14 protein-coding genes are annotated in these 18,455 nt (G+C 51.2%); 9 read left to right on the forward strand and 5 right to left on the reverse strand.

The window, feature by feature from the left end; translation table 11 throughout:
• The first annotated feature begins 64 nt into the window (after positions 1-64).
• The 4 genes from AB3N00_RS25410 (at position 65) to AB3N00_RS25425 (ending at position 5,780) form a co-directional block, all read left to right on the forward strand.
• The gene (locus AB3N00_RS25410) at positions 65-2,398 is read left to right on the forward strand and encodes a ribonucleoside-diphosphate reductase subunit alpha (RefSeq protein WP_175395772.1); all 2,334 of its coding nucleotides are present in this window, start codon (positions 65-67) and stop codon (positions 2,396-2,398) included.
• 174 nt (positions 2,399-2,572) lie between these two features.
• Positions 2,573-3,604, forward strand: a complete 1,032-nt coding sequence (locus AB3N00_RS25415; protein WP_095291792.1) for a ribonucleotide-diphosphate reductase subunit beta — start codon at positions 2,573-2,575, stop codon at positions 3,602-3,604.
• A gap of 152 nt (positions 3,605-3,756) precedes the next feature.
• Positions 3,757-4,728, forward strand: a complete 972-nt coding sequence (locus AB3N00_RS25420; protein ID WP_413037057.1) for an SMI1/KNR4 family protein — start codon at positions 3,757-3,759, stop codon at positions 4,726-4,728.
• A 17-nt stretch (positions 4,729-4,745) separates the two neighbouring features.
• Positions 4,746-5,780: a phosphotransferase family protein gene (locus AB3N00_RS25425; protein ID WP_413037058.1), complete on the forward strand. Its 1,035-nt coding sequence runs from the start codon at positions 4,746-4,748 to the stop codon at positions 5,778-5,780.
• Between the two features lie 126 nt (positions 5,781-5,906).
• Here the strand turns inward: AB3N00_RS25425 and AB3N00_RS25430 are convergent, their stop codons facing one another.
• Positions 5,907-7,718 carry a S9 family peptidase gene (locus AB3N00_RS25430; protein ID WP_413037059.1) on the reverse strand — a complete coding sequence of 604 codons (1,812 nt, stop codon included), beginning with the start codon at positions 7,716-7,718 and terminating at the stop codon, positions 5,907-5,909.
• A gap of 130 nt (positions 7,719-7,848) precedes the next feature.
• Positions 7,849-8,268 (reverse strand): metallothiol transferase FosB, encoded by a 420-nt coding sequence (fosB, locus tag AB3N00_RS25435; RefSeq protein WP_413037060.1) that lies wholly within the window; start codon positions 8,266-8,268, stop codon positions 7,849-7,851.
• A gap of 158 nt (positions 8,269-8,426) precedes the next feature.
• Between fosB and AB3N00_RS25440 the strand changes: the two genes are divergently transcribed.
• The 4 genes from AB3N00_RS25440 to AB3N00_RS25455 all read left to right on the forward strand — a co-directional run bounded on the left by AB3N00_RS25440 (position 8,427) and on the right by AB3N00_RS25455 (position 14,213).
• Positions 8,427-9,326, forward strand: coding sequence for a glucose 1-dehydrogenase (locus AB3N00_RS25440; RefSeq protein WP_413037061.1), 900 nt, complete (start codon positions 8,427-8,429; stop codon positions 9,324-9,326).
• Between the two features lie 185 nt (positions 9,327-9,511).
• Positions 9,512-11,122, forward strand: a complete 1,611-nt coding sequence (locus AB3N00_RS25445; protein WP_413037062.1) for a gamma-glutamyltransferase family protein — start codon at positions 9,512-9,514, stop codon at positions 11,120-11,122.
• Between the two features lie 404 nt (positions 11,123-11,526).
• Positions 11,527-12,534, forward strand: coding sequence for a BMP family lipoprotein (locus tag AB3N00_RS25450; RefSeq protein WP_413037063.1), 1,008 nt, complete (start codon positions 11,527-11,529; stop codon positions 12,532-12,534).
• A gap of 26 nt (positions 12,535-12,560) precedes the next feature.
• Complete coding sequence (locus tag AB3N00_RS25455; RefSeq protein ID WP_413037064.1) at positions 12,561-14,213, forward strand: methyl-accepting chemotaxis protein; 1,653 nt, start codon at positions 12,561-12,563, stop codon at positions 14,211-14,213.
• A gap of 139 nt (positions 14,214-14,352) precedes the next feature.
• Here the strand turns inward: AB3N00_RS25455 and AB3N00_RS25460 are convergent, their stop codons facing one another.
• From AB3N00_RS25460 to AB3N00_RS25470, 3 genes are all read right to left on the reverse strand, one after another.
• The gene (locus AB3N00_RS25460) at positions 14,353-16,026 is read right to left on the reverse strand and encodes an NAD(P)H-hydrate dehydratase (protein WP_413037065.1); all 1,674 of its coding nucleotides are present in this window, start codon (positions 16,024-16,026) and stop codon (positions 14,353-14,355) included.
• Between the two features lie 76 nt (positions 16,027-16,102).
• A complete protein-coding gene (locus AB3N00_RS25465) occupies positions 16,103-16,735 on the reverse strand; it encodes an NAD(P)-dependent oxidoreductase (protein WP_413037066.1) in 633 nt (210 codons plus the stop codon).
• A gap of 246 nt (positions 16,736-16,981) precedes the next feature.
• Positions 16,982-17,407 (reverse strand): GNAT family N-acetyltransferase, encoded by a 426-nt coding sequence (locus AB3N00_RS25470; protein ID WP_413037067.1) that lies wholly within the window; start codon positions 17,405-17,407, stop codon positions 16,982-16,984.
• Positions 17,408-17,519: 112 nt separating this feature from the next.
• Between AB3N00_RS25470 and AB3N00_RS25475 the strand changes: the two genes are divergently transcribed.
• Positions 17,520-18,404, forward strand: coding sequence for a hypothetical protein (locus tag AB3N00_RS25475; RefSeq protein WP_413037068.1), 885 nt, complete (start codon positions 17,520-17,522; stop codon positions 18,402-18,404).
• Positions 18,405-18,455: the final 51 nt, after the last annotated feature.

Below are 18,455 nucleotides of genomic sequence, written 5' to 3' on the forward strand. Positions count from 1 at the left end.
CTCAATTCTTTATATAAGAATTTCTCCAATTAATCTCTTAAACATGCGAAAGCGAGGAATATTCATGCCACAAGTTGTGATCAAGCCGAACAACCGCCAGCTTGCCTTTGACGATATGCGTATCTCGGTATATGCCGACCGTATTCTGGATGGACTGGACATGCTGGACAAGGAGCGTTTGGTACGCGGGGTTAACAGCAAACTTCGCCGTGATGAAGTTACCGGAGATGAGATCAGTAACGCTTTTATGATGAGCGCCCTGGAACTGGTAACCAAAGAGGAGCCGAACTGGAAATTTGCAGCGGCACGCTCCCTGCTCACTTCCCTTTACAAAAAAGCGGCGACTAACCGCAGATATAAATCGTACCCGGACGAGCCTTACGGTGCATTCCATCCTCTCCTTGTCGATCTGGTAAAAAAAGGCATTTACCGTGAAGAACTGCTGGAATGCTACACCAAAGAACAGATTGATGAACTGGCAGAATGTATCGATTACCGCAACGATCTGCTCTTTGACTACATCGGCTTGCTCACACTGGCAGAACGCTACCTCGCACATGACTTTGATGGAAAAGTAATGGAGCTGCCTCAAGAGCGTTACATGGTTATTGCCATGTACCTGATGCATCAAGAGCCTGAAGAGAATCGGATGCATCTGGTCAAGGAAGCCTATTGGGCAATGAGCAACATGTATATGACCGCTGCAACACCAACGATGTCCAATGCGGGCAAAAAGGTGGCCGGACAACTCTCCAGCTGCTTCATTGATACCGTGGATGACTCGCTTGAAGGCATCTTCGATTCCAATACGGATGTAGCTAGACTGAGCAAAATGGGCGGCGGTATCGGCGTTTACCTCGGTAAAGTCAGAGCCCGTGGTTCGGATATCCGTGGTCACAAGAATACAAGTTCCGGCGTTATCCCTTGGATTCGCCAACTGAATAATACAGCCGTTAGCGTAGACCAGCTTGGAACACGTAAAGGTGCGATTGCCGTATATCTGGACGTCTTCCACAAAGACATTTTGGCTTTCCTCGATCTGAAGCTGAACAACGGTGACGAGCGGATGCGTGCGCATGACGTATTCCACGGCGTTTGTCTGCCTGACCTGTTCATGGAACGCGTAGCCAGCCGCGGTGAGTGGAGCCTGTTCTGCCCGCACGAAACGAAAAAAGTAATGGGCTGGAAAGATGAAAACGGCCGCCCACTCGGACTGGAAGATTTCTATGATGAGTCCTTCGGTGAAGGCACGTTCCGCGAGAAATATGAAGAGGCTGTGAACCACCCACTGCTGTCCCGAATTACGGTACAAGCCATCGACATTATGAAACGCGTAATGAAATCCCAGCTGGAAACAGGTACGCCTTATATGTTCTATCGCGATACGGTTAACCGTTCGAACCCGAACAGTGCTCATGGTATGGTGTACTCTTCCAATCTCTGTACCGAAATTATGCAGAACCAATCTGCTACAGTAGTCGAAAAAGAAGAGCTCGTAACCAAAGATGGACAAACACGCATCGTGATTTCCAAAGTGCCTGGCGACTTCGTTGTCTGCAACCTGAACTCCATTCACTTGGCACGTGCTGTGCCTCATAATGTACTGGAGCGTCTGGTACCGATTCAGGTTCGCATGCTGGACAACGTTATTGATATCAACAACATTGAAGTACTGCAAGCCCAATATACCAACAGCCAGTATCGCGCAGTAGGTTTGGGTACATTCGGACTTCACCACCTGCTTGCCCTTGAAGGCATTCGTTGGGAGTCCGATGAAGCGGTAACCTATAACGATAACCTGTACGAAAAAATTAACTATCTGCTCGTGAAAGCCAGCATGGAACTGTCCAAGGAAAAAGGACACTATCCGAAGTTCAAAGGTTCCGACTGGGAAAGCGGCAAATACTTCGAGCAGCGGGATTACACCACGGGTGAGCGCGTAGGCGAATTCGTAACTACTGAACAATGGAAAGAGCTGCAAGCTGAAGTTCAGCAAAATGGTGTGCGTAACGCCTGGTTGTTCGCGATCGCTCCAAATGGTTCAACATCCATCATTGCTGGTTCGACAGCAAGTATCGACCCACTCTACGAGTTGTTGTCCTACGAAGAGAAAACAACGTACAAGATTGCCAACCCGGCACCGGATCTGTCGGACAAAACAATCTGGTACTACAAAACGGCCTTCCTGGTGGACCAGCATGCTTCCATCAACATGGCTGCTGCCCGCCAACGTCACGTCGATCAGGGACAAAGCTTCAACCTTTACGTTCGTCCTGACATCAAGGCAACGGAGTTCCTGGAACTACACCTGCACGCTTGGAGAGCAGGTCTGAAATCGACCTATTACGTTCGCAGCCGTGCATTGACCATTGAAGAATGCGACTCCTGCGCAAGCTGATCGATAGATTACTAGTTTCACGATGACCACCAGGGCATCCTGTTTTGATTGCAAAATGGCGCTGCCCTGGTACTTTTTTGCCCAAAATACGATCACAGCATCCAACCGATGTTGATATAGATGCCTTATTACTTCACCTGACATAAAAAGTTTAATTTAAGGAGTGAACGGAATATGCAAGTACAGAAAATTTTCAATACCGAAGCGCCTAACCAATCCACGCGAATTATTGAAGGTGAATGCTCCGGGATCCTGAACTGGAATGACATTCGCATGCCTCATATGTACAAGCTTTACAAAGTACTGCTGCTCAACCACTGGATCGCTGATGAAATTCCAATGTCCAAGGATGCATCCCAATTCGCCCAATTGGATCCGGAGGAACAGCGTACATTCAAAATCAACATCTCCCTGCTGGCTGTACTTGATTCCATGCAAACGATGTTTGTGGGTGACGTAAAACGTTACTTTACCGATTCTTCGCTCGAAGCGATCTCGGCGATTATCGGACAACAGGAAGTGGTTCATAACCAATCGTACTCCTACGTTCTGTCCTCCATCGTATCTGATCGGGAACAAAAAGAAATTTTCGAATATTGGAAACATGATCCTGTACTGCTCGACCGTAACCGGTTCATCGCTGATATCTATCAAAGCTTCCGGGATGAACCATCACCACAGACATTCTTCCAGGCAATGGTAGCCGATCTGGTACTCGAAGGTATTTTCTTCTACAGTACATTCGCCTTCTTCTACAACCTGGCCCGTGACCAGAAGATGATGGCAACCAGCCAAATGATCTCTTATATCCAGCGTGATGAGAATCAGCACTGCTACTTCTTCGCAGAAGTGTTCAAACAGCTGCTTGTTGATTTCCCAGAGCTGAACACACCTGAGAACATGGACTATGTCTACAAAACCATCGACCGTGCCGTGGAGCTGGAAACCAACTGGGCACATTACACACTCAGCAATGTCCGTGGTATCGATCTGAACGAGCTGGAAGATTACATTAAGTACATCGCCAACAAACGCCTGCGTCTGATGGGCATGGATAAAGCATACGAAGGTGTGGATGTTAACTGCATGCCTTGGATCAAGCCTTTCTCCGATGAAGCACTCAATGCTACCAAAACAGACTTTTTCGAAGCTAAGTCCCGCAACTATGGTAAAGTCGGCGACGACAACGGATTTGACGATTTGTAAGTTTAATCATACGGTACGGAATACAGCATATCTTATAAAACACTCCCTGCAAGGGAGTGTTTTTGTTACGTTTTGTACCCTCTGCCCCATTGCTGAAACTTCTAGGATATAATGGAAGAGGTTCATATTTTTCTATTGAAATGAGGCATCGTATGGAACAAGAACTGTTGGATCAATTGAACTCCTGGCATGAGCAGGATCAGTTCAGTCTCATTGTTGAACGTATTGAACGGATTCCCGTATCTGATCGGGATTACGACCTGACAGGTCATCTTGCGAGAGCATATAACAATAGAGCACTTTACCGTGAAGCCACTCAGCAGCTCAAATCCATTGAAGAGCAAGGCAAGTGGGATCCCCTGTGGCAGTTCCGACTGGGTTATGCCTATTATCATATGGCCTTGTATGATCTGGCATTGCAAGCCTTTGAACAGGCTGACCGGCTTCAGCCTTATGACGAATCAACACTCGAATTTTTGAAATGGACGCGGCCCAAAGCCGAAAAAATGCAGCGTGATCGTCAGCGCCATCAAGAAAAACTGGCTGATTGGGAACAAAGCGGGATGCAGAACCATCTCAGAGCTGCTTCAGGCTCCTATCACCCCTCCACATTTTGGGAGCAGAGTGACTATGCATTGAGCAGTTATGTATCACCTCCTTTTGATGAGAACGAAATTGTCTCTACCGAGCAGGAACTGGGCTACAAATTGCCTGCTTCCTATATTCAATTAATGAACACTCAAAACGGCGGTGTTCCTGCATGTACCGTTTTCCCTACAGAGGAAGCCACTTCGTGGGCAGAGGATCATATTGCCATTACTAGCATTCTAGGCATTGGCAACGCGAAGTCCTATTCTCTTACTGGAGACATGGGAAGTCGCTTTATGATTGAGGATTGGGGATACCCTGATCTGGGCATTGTGATCTGTGATTGTCCATCAGCGGGCCATGACGTCGTTATGCTTGATTATCGATTCTGCGGTCCGCATGGCGAACCAAGCGTTGTACATGTTGACCAGGAGGATGATTATGAAATAACCTACCTGGCACCCAACTTTGAAGCATTTATCCGTGGACTTGTGGATGAGGAAGCGTTCGACCTCGAAGAAGAGGACGAGGACTAAAAACGCAGGAGGCCCTTATGACAACCCAAATTTATTTTGCAACCAACAAACTTGGCGACGTTGCATTCTCTTCACTGCAGGAGGCACTCCATGAATTCGACCTGGGAATCCTTGAGGAGTATAAACGAACCGACGAGGGAGTAATGGGACAGACACTACTTGTCCGCACCTCTCAAGGGGAATACATTTTGAAAGGCAATCCATTGTATGTTGGGCAGCTTCAGGAAGAGCTGTTTTTCGTTGAACAGCTATCGGAGCACACCACTATTCCTGTCCCCGTCCCCTACATGCTGCAAAAAGACACGGACTTGCTGGGCTGGAGCTATGCGATCATGCCTCGTTTACCGGGAAAACACCTGTATGATCCGGCAGTCCAGACTGCACTCGGACAGGATGAGCACGAAGAGATCGCCACCATGCTCGCACATAGCCTGATTGAACTGCATCGATGGAAAGTGCCGGATGCAGGTGAATATGACCCTGTAGCGGAACGAATCGTTCCATTTGCCGGAACTTATCTTGACTGGCTGTACGGAACCATCCGTCACTGGCTGCTGGATGCACAGAAGTATTCTGTCATCACGGATGAGGATATCGAGTGGGTTGATGAGCAGCTCATGAATGCAGAAACTGCATTCCAGGCCATGCCTGTTCCGGGATTTGTTATGGGAGATTTCAAGGTGGAGAACTTTGTTATTCAAAAGGAAGGCGACCATGCCTCCGATTGGCGAATTAGCGGACTGTTTGATTTTACTACCTCGTATTTTGGAGACGGTACAGCAGATCTCACCAAAATGACAGCCCTGTACATACAAAAAAATCAGCCTGAACTTGCTAAACGCTTTCTATTCAGCTACCGGGAAGTGGTCTGCGCAAACGATGAGGTACGATGTAAACACTTCGCTGCCCGCTTAGGGATACATCTGCTGTATCAGCGTATCTTGTTATGGGGCGAAGCCAAAGCAACCAACCGGGTCACGTGGGAAGCAGATTTGCCTTTTGCAGCCTGGGCACAGCAATATGTGGACTCGGTGCTTGAACTGCTCGAATAAAAGAACGTGTCTCAGCACAACGAAAATCATTACACCAAAAAACCGGCCGAATGGGAGAAAACTCGCTCTCATTCGGCCGGATTGTTTTCATTTCGATTCCATTAAACTGATTCTTTATCTAACGGATTAAGCTTGAGGAACCGCTGCTTCCTGATGCTTTTGCAAAAACTCCAGCATTTGCCGATAAACCAGAATTTCATTCGCTCTTCTGGAGAATCCATGCCCCTCATCATCCAGAACGATATATTCCACGTCTACGCCTTTGTCCTGCAGCGCCGCCACAATCTGATCCGATTCAGCTTTGACCACCCGTGGATCATTCGCTCCTTGAATGACCAGCATCGGGTTCACCATCTGGTCGAGATAAGTGATCGGTGAATCTTTCGTTAACCGCTCACGATCGCGGACAGGGTCCCCCAGCCAGTTATCCATCATCGGCTTCCAATCCTCCGGTACAGATTCCAGAAAGGTAAACAGGTTGCTTGGCCCAAAGATATCGACTGCTGCACGGAACAATTCCGGATGACGACCTGCAAGCAGCAGAGTCATATACCCGCCGTAACTGCCTCCCACGACAAACAGGCGATCTGGCGAAGAGATGCCCTGATCAAACAGCCAGTGAATTCCGGCAACACAGTCGAGCCTTGGTCCCTCGCCCCAGTCTCTCTCCACCATTTTCACGAATTCCGCACCATACCCTGTGCTGCCTCGGAAGTTTGGTGCAAAGATATGGTAGCCCTGGGCCAGCATCAGCTGGAACATGGGCCGGAAAAACTTCGCTTCCGAAGCCTGTGGTCCACCATGCGGCCAAAACACGGTATAACCGTTCGCCTGCTCCGGCTTGGCCTTGAAGAAGAGAGCCTCGATTTCCATCCCGTCATATGACTTGTACCGAATCACGTCAGGATAAACCAGATCACTCGGATCAAGTCCGGTTACCCGGTTGGCAGTCAGAGCTTCCCAGGAATCGCCGCCAGCAGGCAGACGATAAATATTGTGAGGCTGAATTGCTCCCCGACCAAGGATGTACACATTGCCCGCTTTGGTTAAGTGCGTATGTTCTACCGTATCCAGTGGCATGTCCAGACGACGCGGTTGCTCCGCATCTTTGCCCAGCATATACATCCGATTCTCCGTACCTGTGAGCGTCCAGAAATACAGCGTCTCTGATGCCTCATGCCAGCGGATCATCTCCACGTCCTCGCCATCGATTTTGCACAAAGGTCGGAACTCGCGGGTATCCATTCGGTACTCGGCCACATAGGAATATGCTTCGTTATCATTGGTGACCATCAGAAGCCGATCATCATCTGCAAACAGGACATCCGGCACCTGACTCTGACGCTCCGAGACGGGCAGAATCGGCTCCACTTCACCATCCCGATGCAGATGTGCAGTCTGATACGTATTGGAATACATTTTCAAGATAACAAAGCTCTTCTCATTGGGACTTACCGCCATCAAGTGGCTTGTTACCTCTTCCCCGCTGTATAAAAGCACATCTTCACCCGTCTCCAGGTCAATTCGGCGTGAATTCAGATAATTCGGGTTACCCGCACTGGTCACGTAATAAAGCCGCTGTCCATCCTTGGACAACTCAGAGAAATAACAGCGGTCATTCAGCTCTGCCGGTACGATCTGCAGCGGCACGCCACCTTCCGGTTTAAGCGCATATAGATGATAATTTTCGTCGCCATCCCGATCAAACGCTGTGAGGATGTGACGTCCTTTCGGGTCGGGTTTGATAAACTGACTGCTCTGGTTCAAATACGTCAATGGATACGGATATCCACCCGGCAAATCCATAGCCCAGATATTTGGTTCACCGTTCAGATTGCTGTCAAAAAATAACCGTTTCTCGTCATCCGATACAGCAAAATGCGAAATTCGATACGTTTGAAAATATTGCTCTACGTCCGGTTTGGGAAACTGAATCATGACAAACCTCCTTAAGAATGAACAAAAGTATTTAACAATGGTAAATTAAGGGTTCATTTGTCCATATTACAGGAAATTCCATTGTTTACACAATGGTTATGTCAGGTTTCCCAATACAGGTTCTAACAGGTTACGTATAAAAGGTCATATGCGGTTTATCTTCACGATAATAATCCAGTCTTTGCTTCATGGTACCTGTGTGCAGTTCAAACAGATGACCATCGGGATCGGTAAAATAAACCGAGCGTGCATCTCTCGGATCGCGTGCTCTGCCAGGAAGAATATCCGCCCCGGCTGCTCGCAGCTGCTGTACAGATTCGTCGAACTCCTCTTCTTTTACCGTGAATGCAATATGTGTATAGGTTCGTTCCGTATAATTGCGAATAACATCCTCCTGATTCAAAGCGATCCAGAGACCTGCCAGATCGAAATATGCGAGCTTGCGGCCCTTCACCTGAATTCGGGCACCGAGAGCCTGCTCATAGAAGGTAATGGACCGTTCCAGATTGGATACGGAAAAACACAGATGATTGATTCCTTGAATATTCATTGGACTCCTGACACCTCCATTATTTTGTTTACCCACATCCTTATTATGGTATATTTTCTATTCAAAAAACAAATGGCTTCTTTCCTCCGCCGCACGTTCTTCTGGGCGAATGCATAGTTTAGGCGTATCAATGAATGTTCGAGGAGGATGTAAAGCAAATGAATCCTGTCTACCCTTTTTACGGTGAAAAGACGGTCTGCAAAGAACAAAAACTGGCATTCCCACCCCAGCATCAGGACCAGCAGCCAGGTCTGGAAACACTCATGGTGCCTGAACCCATCAGTGAGGACCCAGCCTATATCGGCAGCTGCAAGCTGGACGGAAAAGTGGCCATCATCACTGGCGGGGACAGCGGAATCGGCAGAGCTGCAGCTATTGCTTTTGCCAAGGAAGGTGCCGATGTTGTCATTGCTTATCTATATGAACGGACAGACGCCGAGTGGACTCGTAATCGCATTGTAGAGCTGGGACAGCGCTGCCTGCTCATCGAGATTGATCTTCGGCTGAAGAAAAACTGTGATGCTGTCATCCGTACGACGATGGAAACCTTCGGGAAAATCGACATTCTGGTCAATAATCACGCAGTGCAATATGTGCAGCCAAGCATTGTCGACATTACGGAGGAACAGCTCTACCATACGTTTCAGACGAATGTATTTTCCTATTTTTTTCTAATCCAGGCTGCTCTCCCGCACATGAGCAAAGGGGCTTCCATCATCAACACGGCTTCCATCACGGCCTATAAAGGCAATGTGCAGCTGATCGATTACTCCTCCACCAAAGGAGCTGTTGTCTCTCTGACTCGTGTACTCGCCAAATCGCTCGCATCTCAGGGAATCCGGGTCAATTGCGTAGCTCCCGGACCCATCTGGACGCCGCTCATTCCCTCCAGCTTCTCTGCCGAAGATGTACAGGTATTCGGAACAGATACGCCAATGGGGCGTGCAGGCCAGCCGTATGAACTGGCAGCTGCCTATGTCTATCTCGCGTCGCGCGATTCCTCTTATGTAACCGGTGAATGCATTCATGTAAACGGCGGCGATATGGTGACCACCTAACGGAACGCATAATGATTAGCAATCGGGCACCAAAAAAATGTGTCCATTCCGCTTGTTCGCTTATGTCAGGTTGGATTTGGCAAGTTCAGCAGGAGATTGGCTACCTCGCTCCGAAAGAGGGTTAGGAGTATGCGATCCGGTCAAACCGGAACCTGACATCTTGGGACAAGGAGCTGAACCGTCTGATGAACTACGATCCACTCTATCAACCGTACCCCTCTTATCGTGTGCCTGTTTATGCCAAAAAGGGCGTTGTCGCCACTTCGCAGCCTCTCGCAGCACAAGCCGGGCTGGATGTGTTAAAAAAAGGCGGCAATGCCATTGATGCCGCGATTGCAACGGCTGCTGCACTCACCGTGCTGGAGCCAACGTCCAACGGCATCGGGGGCGATGCCTTTGCCCTCGTCTGGACCGGGGGCAAGCTGCATGGCCTGAATGCCAGCGGTCCTGCGCCTCAGGGCATATCCATTGAGGCGCTCAAGGCGGCAGGCCATTCGGAGATGCCGAAGCTTGGGGTCATCCCGGTGACAGTACCTGGTGCACCGGCGGGTTGGGCTGAGCTGAGCCGCCGCTTCGGGCGGCTCACGCTGGCGGAAGCACTGGAACCGGCTGTCCGCTACGCGGAGGAAGGTTACCCGCTTGCGCCGGGGCTGGCCCGTCACTGGGCACGGGCAGCGGACATTTATGCACACCAGGGGGATGCAGCTGCCGGGCGTGCGTGGTTTGAGACATTCGCTCCGGGCGGGCGTGTCCCGGCCGCGGGCGAGATGTGGCGTTCAGCGGATCACGCGGCTACGCTGCGCCGAATCGGCGAGAGCAACGCGCGCGACTTTTACGAAGGAGAGCTGGCGGAACGCATTCATTCTTTTATGGCAGAGCATGGCGGCTATCTGACCAAAGACGATCTGGCAGCATTTCAACCCGAATGGGTTGATCCGATCTCGGTCTCCTATCGCGGCTATGATGTCTGGGAGATTCCGCCGAACGGTCAGGGCCTGATCGCCCTGGCGGCGCTTAATCTGCTGAAAGGCTTTGATTTTGAAGAAAAGGAATCCGTAATCGCATACCACAGACAGATGGAAGCCATGAAACTTGCGTTCGCTGACGGGGAGAAATATATTACCGAGGAGCGAAAGATGGGCGTTACCGTAGAGGAGCTTCTGTCCGAAACGTATGCGGCAGAGCGGCGCAAGCTCATTGGTGATGCAGCACGTTCCCCTGAGGCAGGAGATCCCCGGGCAAGCGGAACCGTCTATCTGGCGACGGCAGACGGGGAAGGCAACATGGTTTCCTTCATTCAGAGCAATTACATGGGCTTTGGCTCCGGACTGGTCGTTCCGGGAACAGGCATCGCCCTGCAAAACCGGGGACATAATTTCTCGCTTGACCCGGATCACGCCAATGCGCTGGAGCCGGGAAAACGGACGTACCATACGATCATTCCGGGTTTCCTCACACGCGGAGATGAAGCTGTCGGGCCATTCGGGGTCATGGGTGGTTTCATGCAGCCGCAAGGCCATGTGCAGGTCGTCATGAATACGGTGGACTTTCACTTGAATCCGCAGGCCGCACTGGATTCTCCGCGGTGGCAATGGACAAAAGGCAAAACGATTCTGGTGGAGACCGGCTTCCCGCAGCATATTGCACAAGCACTTGCCCGTAAAGGACATGATATTCAGGTTGCTCTCGACCCGTCCATGTTTGGGCGCGGCCAGATTATATGGCGTGACCCGGACAGCGGGGTATTGTGCGTAGGCACCGAAAGCCGGACAGACGGATCGGTTGCTGCTTGGTGATCCAGTAAAACGGAGTTTGGGCAGTGTGCGGACAGAAGCAATCACATGCTGTTCATGTGCTTCGGGGCAGGAGAAACCGTTGATATATAGAGGAAGGCGGATCATCCAGAAATCGCTGCTTATCCTCACCTCCATATCTTAATCATATAAAACAGGCAAAGAAGAGATCATCACACGGATCTTTTCTTTGCCTGTTTTGGTGAGGAGATCGGTATGGAAGACGGCGCATTGCTTTGGAATCCAACAGCATTTGTAACAGTAATGTATAATTCATGAAATTAATTAAGATTTTCGTGAATTTTCATCATTAACCATAATACCCACCCTCCTTCTGGCCGATATAAATATAGGGCAAAAGGCTCACCTCACACATCACTACTTATATAGAAATGAGGGTATGACACATGAAAACAAAAAGGGGCACTCAAGCTGTATTGACCGTGATTTTGGTTTTAATGGTTTTGATGCTGGGAGCATGTTCATCCACGGAAAACGAAACGGCAGCTGACCAGCGGACCAAAGTGGGCATTGTTCTTACCGAGGTCGGCCTTGGCGACCGTTCATTTAATGATGCTGCTTTTGAAGGACTGGTTCAGGCCAGAAATGAGAACACAATTTTATTTGACTATAAGGAACCCGGGGACGGTTTAACCACCCAAACTGCATTCGAGCAATTCGCACAACAGGATGTGGATTTGATTATCGGCCTTAGCGACACCCTCCTGCCTGACCTGGAGAAGGTCGCTCAGAAATATCCGGATCAGCAGTTCCTTGTTGTCGATGGTCACTCGGAGCTGCCCAACGTGACCTCCATGTCATTCCGCAGTGAAGAAGGCAGCTATCTTGCTGGTATGATTGCCGGCTTTGCTACCAAAGACGATCACGTAGGTTTTTTGGGTGGAATGGAGATTCCCCTTCTTCGCGATTTTCAGCAGGGCTTTGAACAAGGAGTTCAGGCCGTTAATCCTGATGCAACTGTTCATGTCGTTTACGCTGGAGACTTTGGGAATTCGAAGCTCGGTGAGGAACTGGCCGCACAGATGATTCAGGAACAAGGTACGGATGTCATTTATGTTGCTGCAGGCCTTACCGGGGTAGGCTCTCTTACAGAAATTCAGAAATTGGGGAAATACGCCATTGGCGTGGATACCGATCAATTCTTTTTGGCGGAAAAAGCAATCCTCACGTCCATGCTGAAAAATGTCAATGTATCCATCTATAACGCCGTTAACACGTTCACTAAAAATAATCACTCTTTCCCGGAGAAAAACATGATTGAGGGACTGGCAGAAGATGCCGTAGGTCTGACCGCACTACATAACATCACACTCAGTGAGGAACAGCAGCAAACCTTCGAAGATCTGAAAGCACAGATCATATCCGGTAAAACCAAAATTACGCTTGAACCCTAATTCAACGGATCAGAGGAGATACGCTTATGAAATTGCAAGGCAAACTGATCATTAATGCGTTAATTTCATTACTTTTATGTCTCGTACTGGTAGCCTATATCATTTATCAGCTGCTGGGCATTAATGCCAAAAATCAAAACCTGGTACCTGCCATGCTTAAGGTCAGTGAACTCAAAGCCAACCAGATCCAGACCCAGCAGGCGCTGGATGTGTTCTCTTTCTCCATGACTGCAGGCAATCAGGATGCCGTACTCAGCTTATTGAGCGAAGGCCAAGCGATGATTCAGCAGCTTACCGAAGGCTTGCTGGAAACCGATGAACAGCTGCGGCTGATTGAGTCCATCCAAACGAAACTGACTGCACTGGACCAGGGTGCCACTGAAGCCATGACGGCCCTGGACAGTTCGGAAGCCAAGCGATACAGCACACGTGTTCAAGGCATTCAGAATGATATTTACATGCTCGATGAAATAACCAAGGAACGATATGACCAGTACACGATCCATCTGGAGCAGGATATCCAGCAGACCTGGCAAATTGCGCTGGGCGGCGCTGCTCTCCTGCTCGTCGCAGCCATGTTATTCAATATGTATACTTCACGGAAGTTAGCCAAACGTATCCGGGTGCTGAAGGAAGCTGCAGGACAGATCGCAGACGGTGACCTTACCCAGCAGCTGCCCGAAACCCGGGGCAAGGATGAGCTGGATGAGCTGAACCGTTCCTTCCGTCTCATGACAAATAACATCCGTAACATCATTCAATCGATTGACCACGCCGGAAAACGGGTAGATGGAATGGCTCAGGACATCGATCGTGGCAATGACACCATGCAAGCCATTGTGCAGCAAGTATCCCGGACAACGGAAGAGCTGTCGATCGGCAGCCAGAAAATTGCGGAGGACTTGAGTGAAACCGTTATGGTCGTGGACAAGATGCAGCAGACCTTCGAGAGCAATCTTCAAGCCACCTCCCAATCAGCGATTCATGGCAATGAGGTTTTGAGCACGGTTCAAGAAGGACACACGGCCATTCAGGAGCAGCTGCGTCTGGCTGAAGTGAATCGGACAGCCATGTCCGAGGTTGAACAGACGGTGTTGGAGCTGGAAGAAAGCGCAGCCCGCATTACAACCATGACCGGCTATGTGTCGGAGATTGCCAAGCAGACAACGCTGCTGTCCCTGAACGCTTCCATTGAAGCCGCTCGTGCGGGAGAAGCCGGACGCGGTTTTGCCGTTGTGGCAGGAGAAGTCAACAAGCTCGCAGAACAGTCGGCACAATCCGTCCAGCACATCTATGCAGCCGTAGGCGAGATCACAAGCGCCATGGATAAGGTGAAAGGATCTGTGGCACAGAGCATGCAGCTCTTCGCGGAACAAGAGCAGGCGACTGGGCAAACCCGGGACTCCTTCTCTGCCATTCGTGACAGCGTGGAACAGATTAGCACAGGCATCAACCAGCTTGCCGAAGACATGCAGCAATCAAGCCAGCTGAGTACCCAGGTACAGCAGGCGATCGAAAACATAAGTGCCATTACGGAACAATCGGCTGCCAGCAGTGAAGAAATTACAGCTTCAACGGCTGAGCAGCAGCGTTCATTCGAAGAGGCCAGCAGCAAGGTTAAATCGCTGCGAGATATCAGTGAGGAGATGCATCAGGAGCTGCAGCGTTTCCGTCTATAAGCTGATGGGACGATACACTTTAGAACATAAGAAAACCTCCGTTTCTCTTGTTATGAGAGAAACGGAGGTTTTCTTGATTACGGAGCGTATTGGTGGGGCTTATCCTTCACACAGGATAAAACTCCCGGTCAGAACCGCGTTAGAGCGCGTCGATGATGTCTCCCGCCAGCAGGGACGCCGGATCTCCACGCCGCAGCGCAGCCTGCTCTGCCGCCTGGCCGTGCAGGTATACACCAAACGTGGCAGCTTGCTCCGCGCTGAGTCCTTGGGCGAGCAGACCGGCGATGATGCCGGTCAAGACATCCCCCGCACCGCCAGTGGCCATGCCGGCATGCCCGGTGGTGTTGATGTACGCCTCGCCGGAAGGCGTTGCGATGACCGTTCGTGCTCCCTTGAGCACAAGGGTCACGCCCTGCTCGCGGGCGTACCGTGCAGCGTGTCCAATCCGGTCACGCTGCACTTCGGGGGTCGGCATGCCCAGCAGCCGGCCCATCTCTCCGGGGTGCGGCGTCAGGATGGTCGCCGCACTTCGCTGGCCCCAGTCGCGAGGCCCGGTTCTGCCCGCGTCTGCCAGCATGTTGAGGGCGTCCGCATCGATGACGAGCGGGCGATCCGTCTGCTGCCACAGGCGGCGCAGCCAGTCGGTGTCGCCCTCGAAGCGGCCGAGGCCCGGTCCGGTCGCGATGACGTCGCGGCTCTCCGCGAGACGCAGCACGGCGTCCGCGGAAGCCGTGTTCCATTCGCCGCTGTCGCCATCTGCAGCGACAGCGAGCATGAGCTCGGGCACGCTGCCGATGACATGCGGCAGCAGTGCCGCGGGCAGCGCCCATGTGGCGAGCCCGCAGCCGGCGCGCAGCGCGGCCTTGGCCGAGAGCAGGCCAGCGCCGCTCATCGGCAGACTGCCTGCGGCCAGCAGTACGTGGCCGTAGGTTCCCTTGTGGCCGTCCGGTGCCCGGAGGCGGTCTGTGTCCACGTGCATGGCGCTGCGCAGCACTTCCTCAGTCAGCAGCCGGACTGAGGGACCATGCTCTGGCGCAAGCCGCGCGGGAATGCCGATGGAGCGCACCACGATGCGCCCTGCGGCTGAAGCGCCCGGGTACTGCACAAGCCCTCGCTTCAACAGCGCGAGGCATACAGTCACCCGGGCCTGAATGCAGGGCTCGTATACCTCCCCGGTGTCGGCATTCAGCCCGCTTGGCACATCCGCGGACACGACCGGCTTGCCGCTGTCGTTCGCCGCTTCAATCAGCGCCGCGTACGTTCCCCGCGGCGCCCCCCGCGAGCCGGTGCCCAGCAGCGCATCCACGATGCCTGTGCACCGGCTAAAGTCCACGGCTTCACGCCCGTGGACCAGGGCAGGGATGCCAAGCTGCGCGGCGGCATCCCGCTGCACTGCGGCTTCGCCCCGCAGTGACTCGGGCACATCGGCGTAGACCAGCGTCACGCCGAGCCCAGCCTCAAGCAAATGGCGGGCCGCAACCAGCCCATCACCGCCATTATTGCCCTTGCCAATCAGCATGTACCAATGCTGATCACCGGGATGCGCCATAACGAGCGCCGGATCGGCGATGATGTCGCCCCCATAACCTTGCCGATCACCGGGCCCGGTGTGTGCCCGTTCAGCTTTTCCCGGCTCCCGATGTCCCTTCCGGGCAGCAGCCTTGCTTCCCGTTCCCTCTTCCCGGCACAAGGCGATAACTTCCTCCGCTATGGCCCTGCCTGCGTTCTCCATCAGACTTGCAGCAGGAATACCCAGCTTGTGAATGGTGTGCTCATCTACATTCCTCATCTGTTCAGCGGTGACGATAAACAATGTTCATCCCTCCCCGGTGAGTAACTTCTCCTTATTTTGCTAATTCAATTCTACCCGCTCCCGGCAAAATGCTAACTTAATAGGCTACCGTAAAGCGCGAACCGATAAACTGCGGATCATCTAGTTCGTCAACCAATGCTGCGGCAAAGTCGCCTACTGAAATTGTGCTCTCTCCCAGATCATCCGTTACCAACCGATTCATGCCGATACGGAAATGGCCTGTCCGCGGTCCAGAAGTGATCGTTCCGGCAGGACTCATATACGTCCAGTGAATATCCGATTCCTCAATCAAACCATATGCGTCCAAATGGGCCTTCGCTAGTGTTCTGACTTCTTCCGGGAACCCCGGTGTATCCATCAGCATCTCACCGGAATCGGTCAGCAAACTGCCTGCTCCTCCAACGACAACCAGACGGCTCGCTTTGCCGCGACGAACACCCTCAATCAACGAACGTGTAACTTCCAGCAGCTCCTCTTCTTCTCCGAATTTCGGACCATAGGCACTAACGACAGCTTCCTGGCCTGCTGTAAAATCGGCTACCTGATCCGGGTTCAACAAATCTCCCTTTTCCACACGCAGACGTTCATGAACCATTTCCACTTTGGACGGATCACGCACAATCGCAGTCACTTCATGCCCGCGGTCCATAAGCTCCCACAGTATCGTCTTTCCAATCGTTCCGGTTGCTCCAAAAATCGCTACTTTCATATACAATCCCTCTTTTCAGTAGATATCATCCAGTCAACATACCGTTATTGTAATACTTAATCCCATTGTTATATACCTTAAACGGCTCACGCCATCTTAAACCGTATGTGACCACTTGTAAACCAATCGTGGTAAGCAGACACGAATCTTCCAAACTTATGTTTGGATTTAACCCATCTCTAAGAACAAGACGTGGTTTACACAGCAAAAAGCCGCTATTGCGGCCATAAGAGTTGAATGACGTATTTATTCCAGCCCATCCTCCCCTTGTCTCCACCACATGCCTTCCGATTTTGGACGGGTATAAATGAAGCCAAATTGGGAGTATAAACGATCTGCAGGGACATCAGCGAGCAGGCTAACCAGACCACGAGCAGGCACGTGTTTACGTAAGTAATCCATGATCTCGCTCATGATTAATTTGCCATAACCCCTGCCCTGGTATTCCGGGTGTACAGCGATATCCACCACCTGAAAGAAGCAGCCGCCATCCCCAATGACCCGGCCCATTCCTACAAGCTCACCCTCTTCCCGCAAACATACAGCAAAAAGGCTGTTCGGCAGCCCAATCTCCGCCCCCTGTCTGCTCATCGGACTAAGGCCTGCAGTCTGCCGCAAGGCAAGATACTCCTCTGCTGCGGGTGGTGTGTGTTCAATATTCACATGCTCCATGAATTGTGCCCCTTTCTGCTTGAATTCATCTACTTCCTGTGTAATAGTGAGAGAAAGCTTACGTGAAGCGTGTTTCAAAGATACGTCAATTTCGCGCAAAGGAGGAACAATTGTGTTTCCACGTTGGATGGAAGATCTAACATCTCGCCCAGGCGCTGAAATTGTGCTGCTTGGAGTCCTGGCTTTGCTTCTGGTCATATACATATGGTCTGCCACAGAAGTTCGTCGCAGCCATGAAAGGCGAATGCACAGGGTACGAGATACATTATACATAAGCACAACCCTCTTGGGACAACTTACCATTCATGAAAATCGAAAATATGAATGGTCAGAAAACGAGCATCATGAACTGTTAACTGCCATGTTAGCCTGCAAATCGGCAGCTTGCCTATCCTCTCAGTTACAGGATCAGATCCGGGACTGCATCAAGGATCATGATCCTGCCAGACTCGCACTGATGCACAAAGCTTTGGAACGAGAGTGTACAGTGTTATCAGATGAACTCGGCCAAGATACCCGAGCGGATCATTGGGGCAAAGCAATCTGGACGATCCTTCGGCCTGCAGCTGAACCGGCCGCACTGGCAGCTACATGGTTTCTGCTCGCTGATCTCATGTTCCGTCAGCGTCTGTTGGACATTTCCGTCGAATCATGGGAGAACACACTGCTGTGGTTACGTGTGGTTTCCCTGATGATCACCATAATATATGGTTATCTGCTCTGGGCCAGCCCGCGCCGGGGTACACGAGGTACAGTAACCAGAATGCTCTCCTTGCTGATTGCGCTGTGCTCGCTGCTCCATCTGATTGGACTTGTCGCTGCTCCCTATGCCTTGGGATTACAGCTGGTCCTGTTCATTTCGGGTTTCAGACTTACCGGAACCCGCCCTCGAAGTGATCGCCCTTACGCAGGACATACCGAGCTCGAACCAACGAAGGAGCTCTCTACTGAGAATGAAGTGAAGCCATTACGCAAATCTGATGCCTATATCGGCTAATAACTTACGCATCATCGCATGCAAAAAGGGCTGAACTACAACGTAGTTCAG

It is taken from the genome of Paenibacillus xylanilyticus (assembly GCF_047246825.1).
GTDB classification, from domain to species: Bacteria; Bacillota; Bacilli; order Paenibacillales; family Paenibacillaceae; genus Paenibacillus; species Paenibacillus xylanilyticus_B.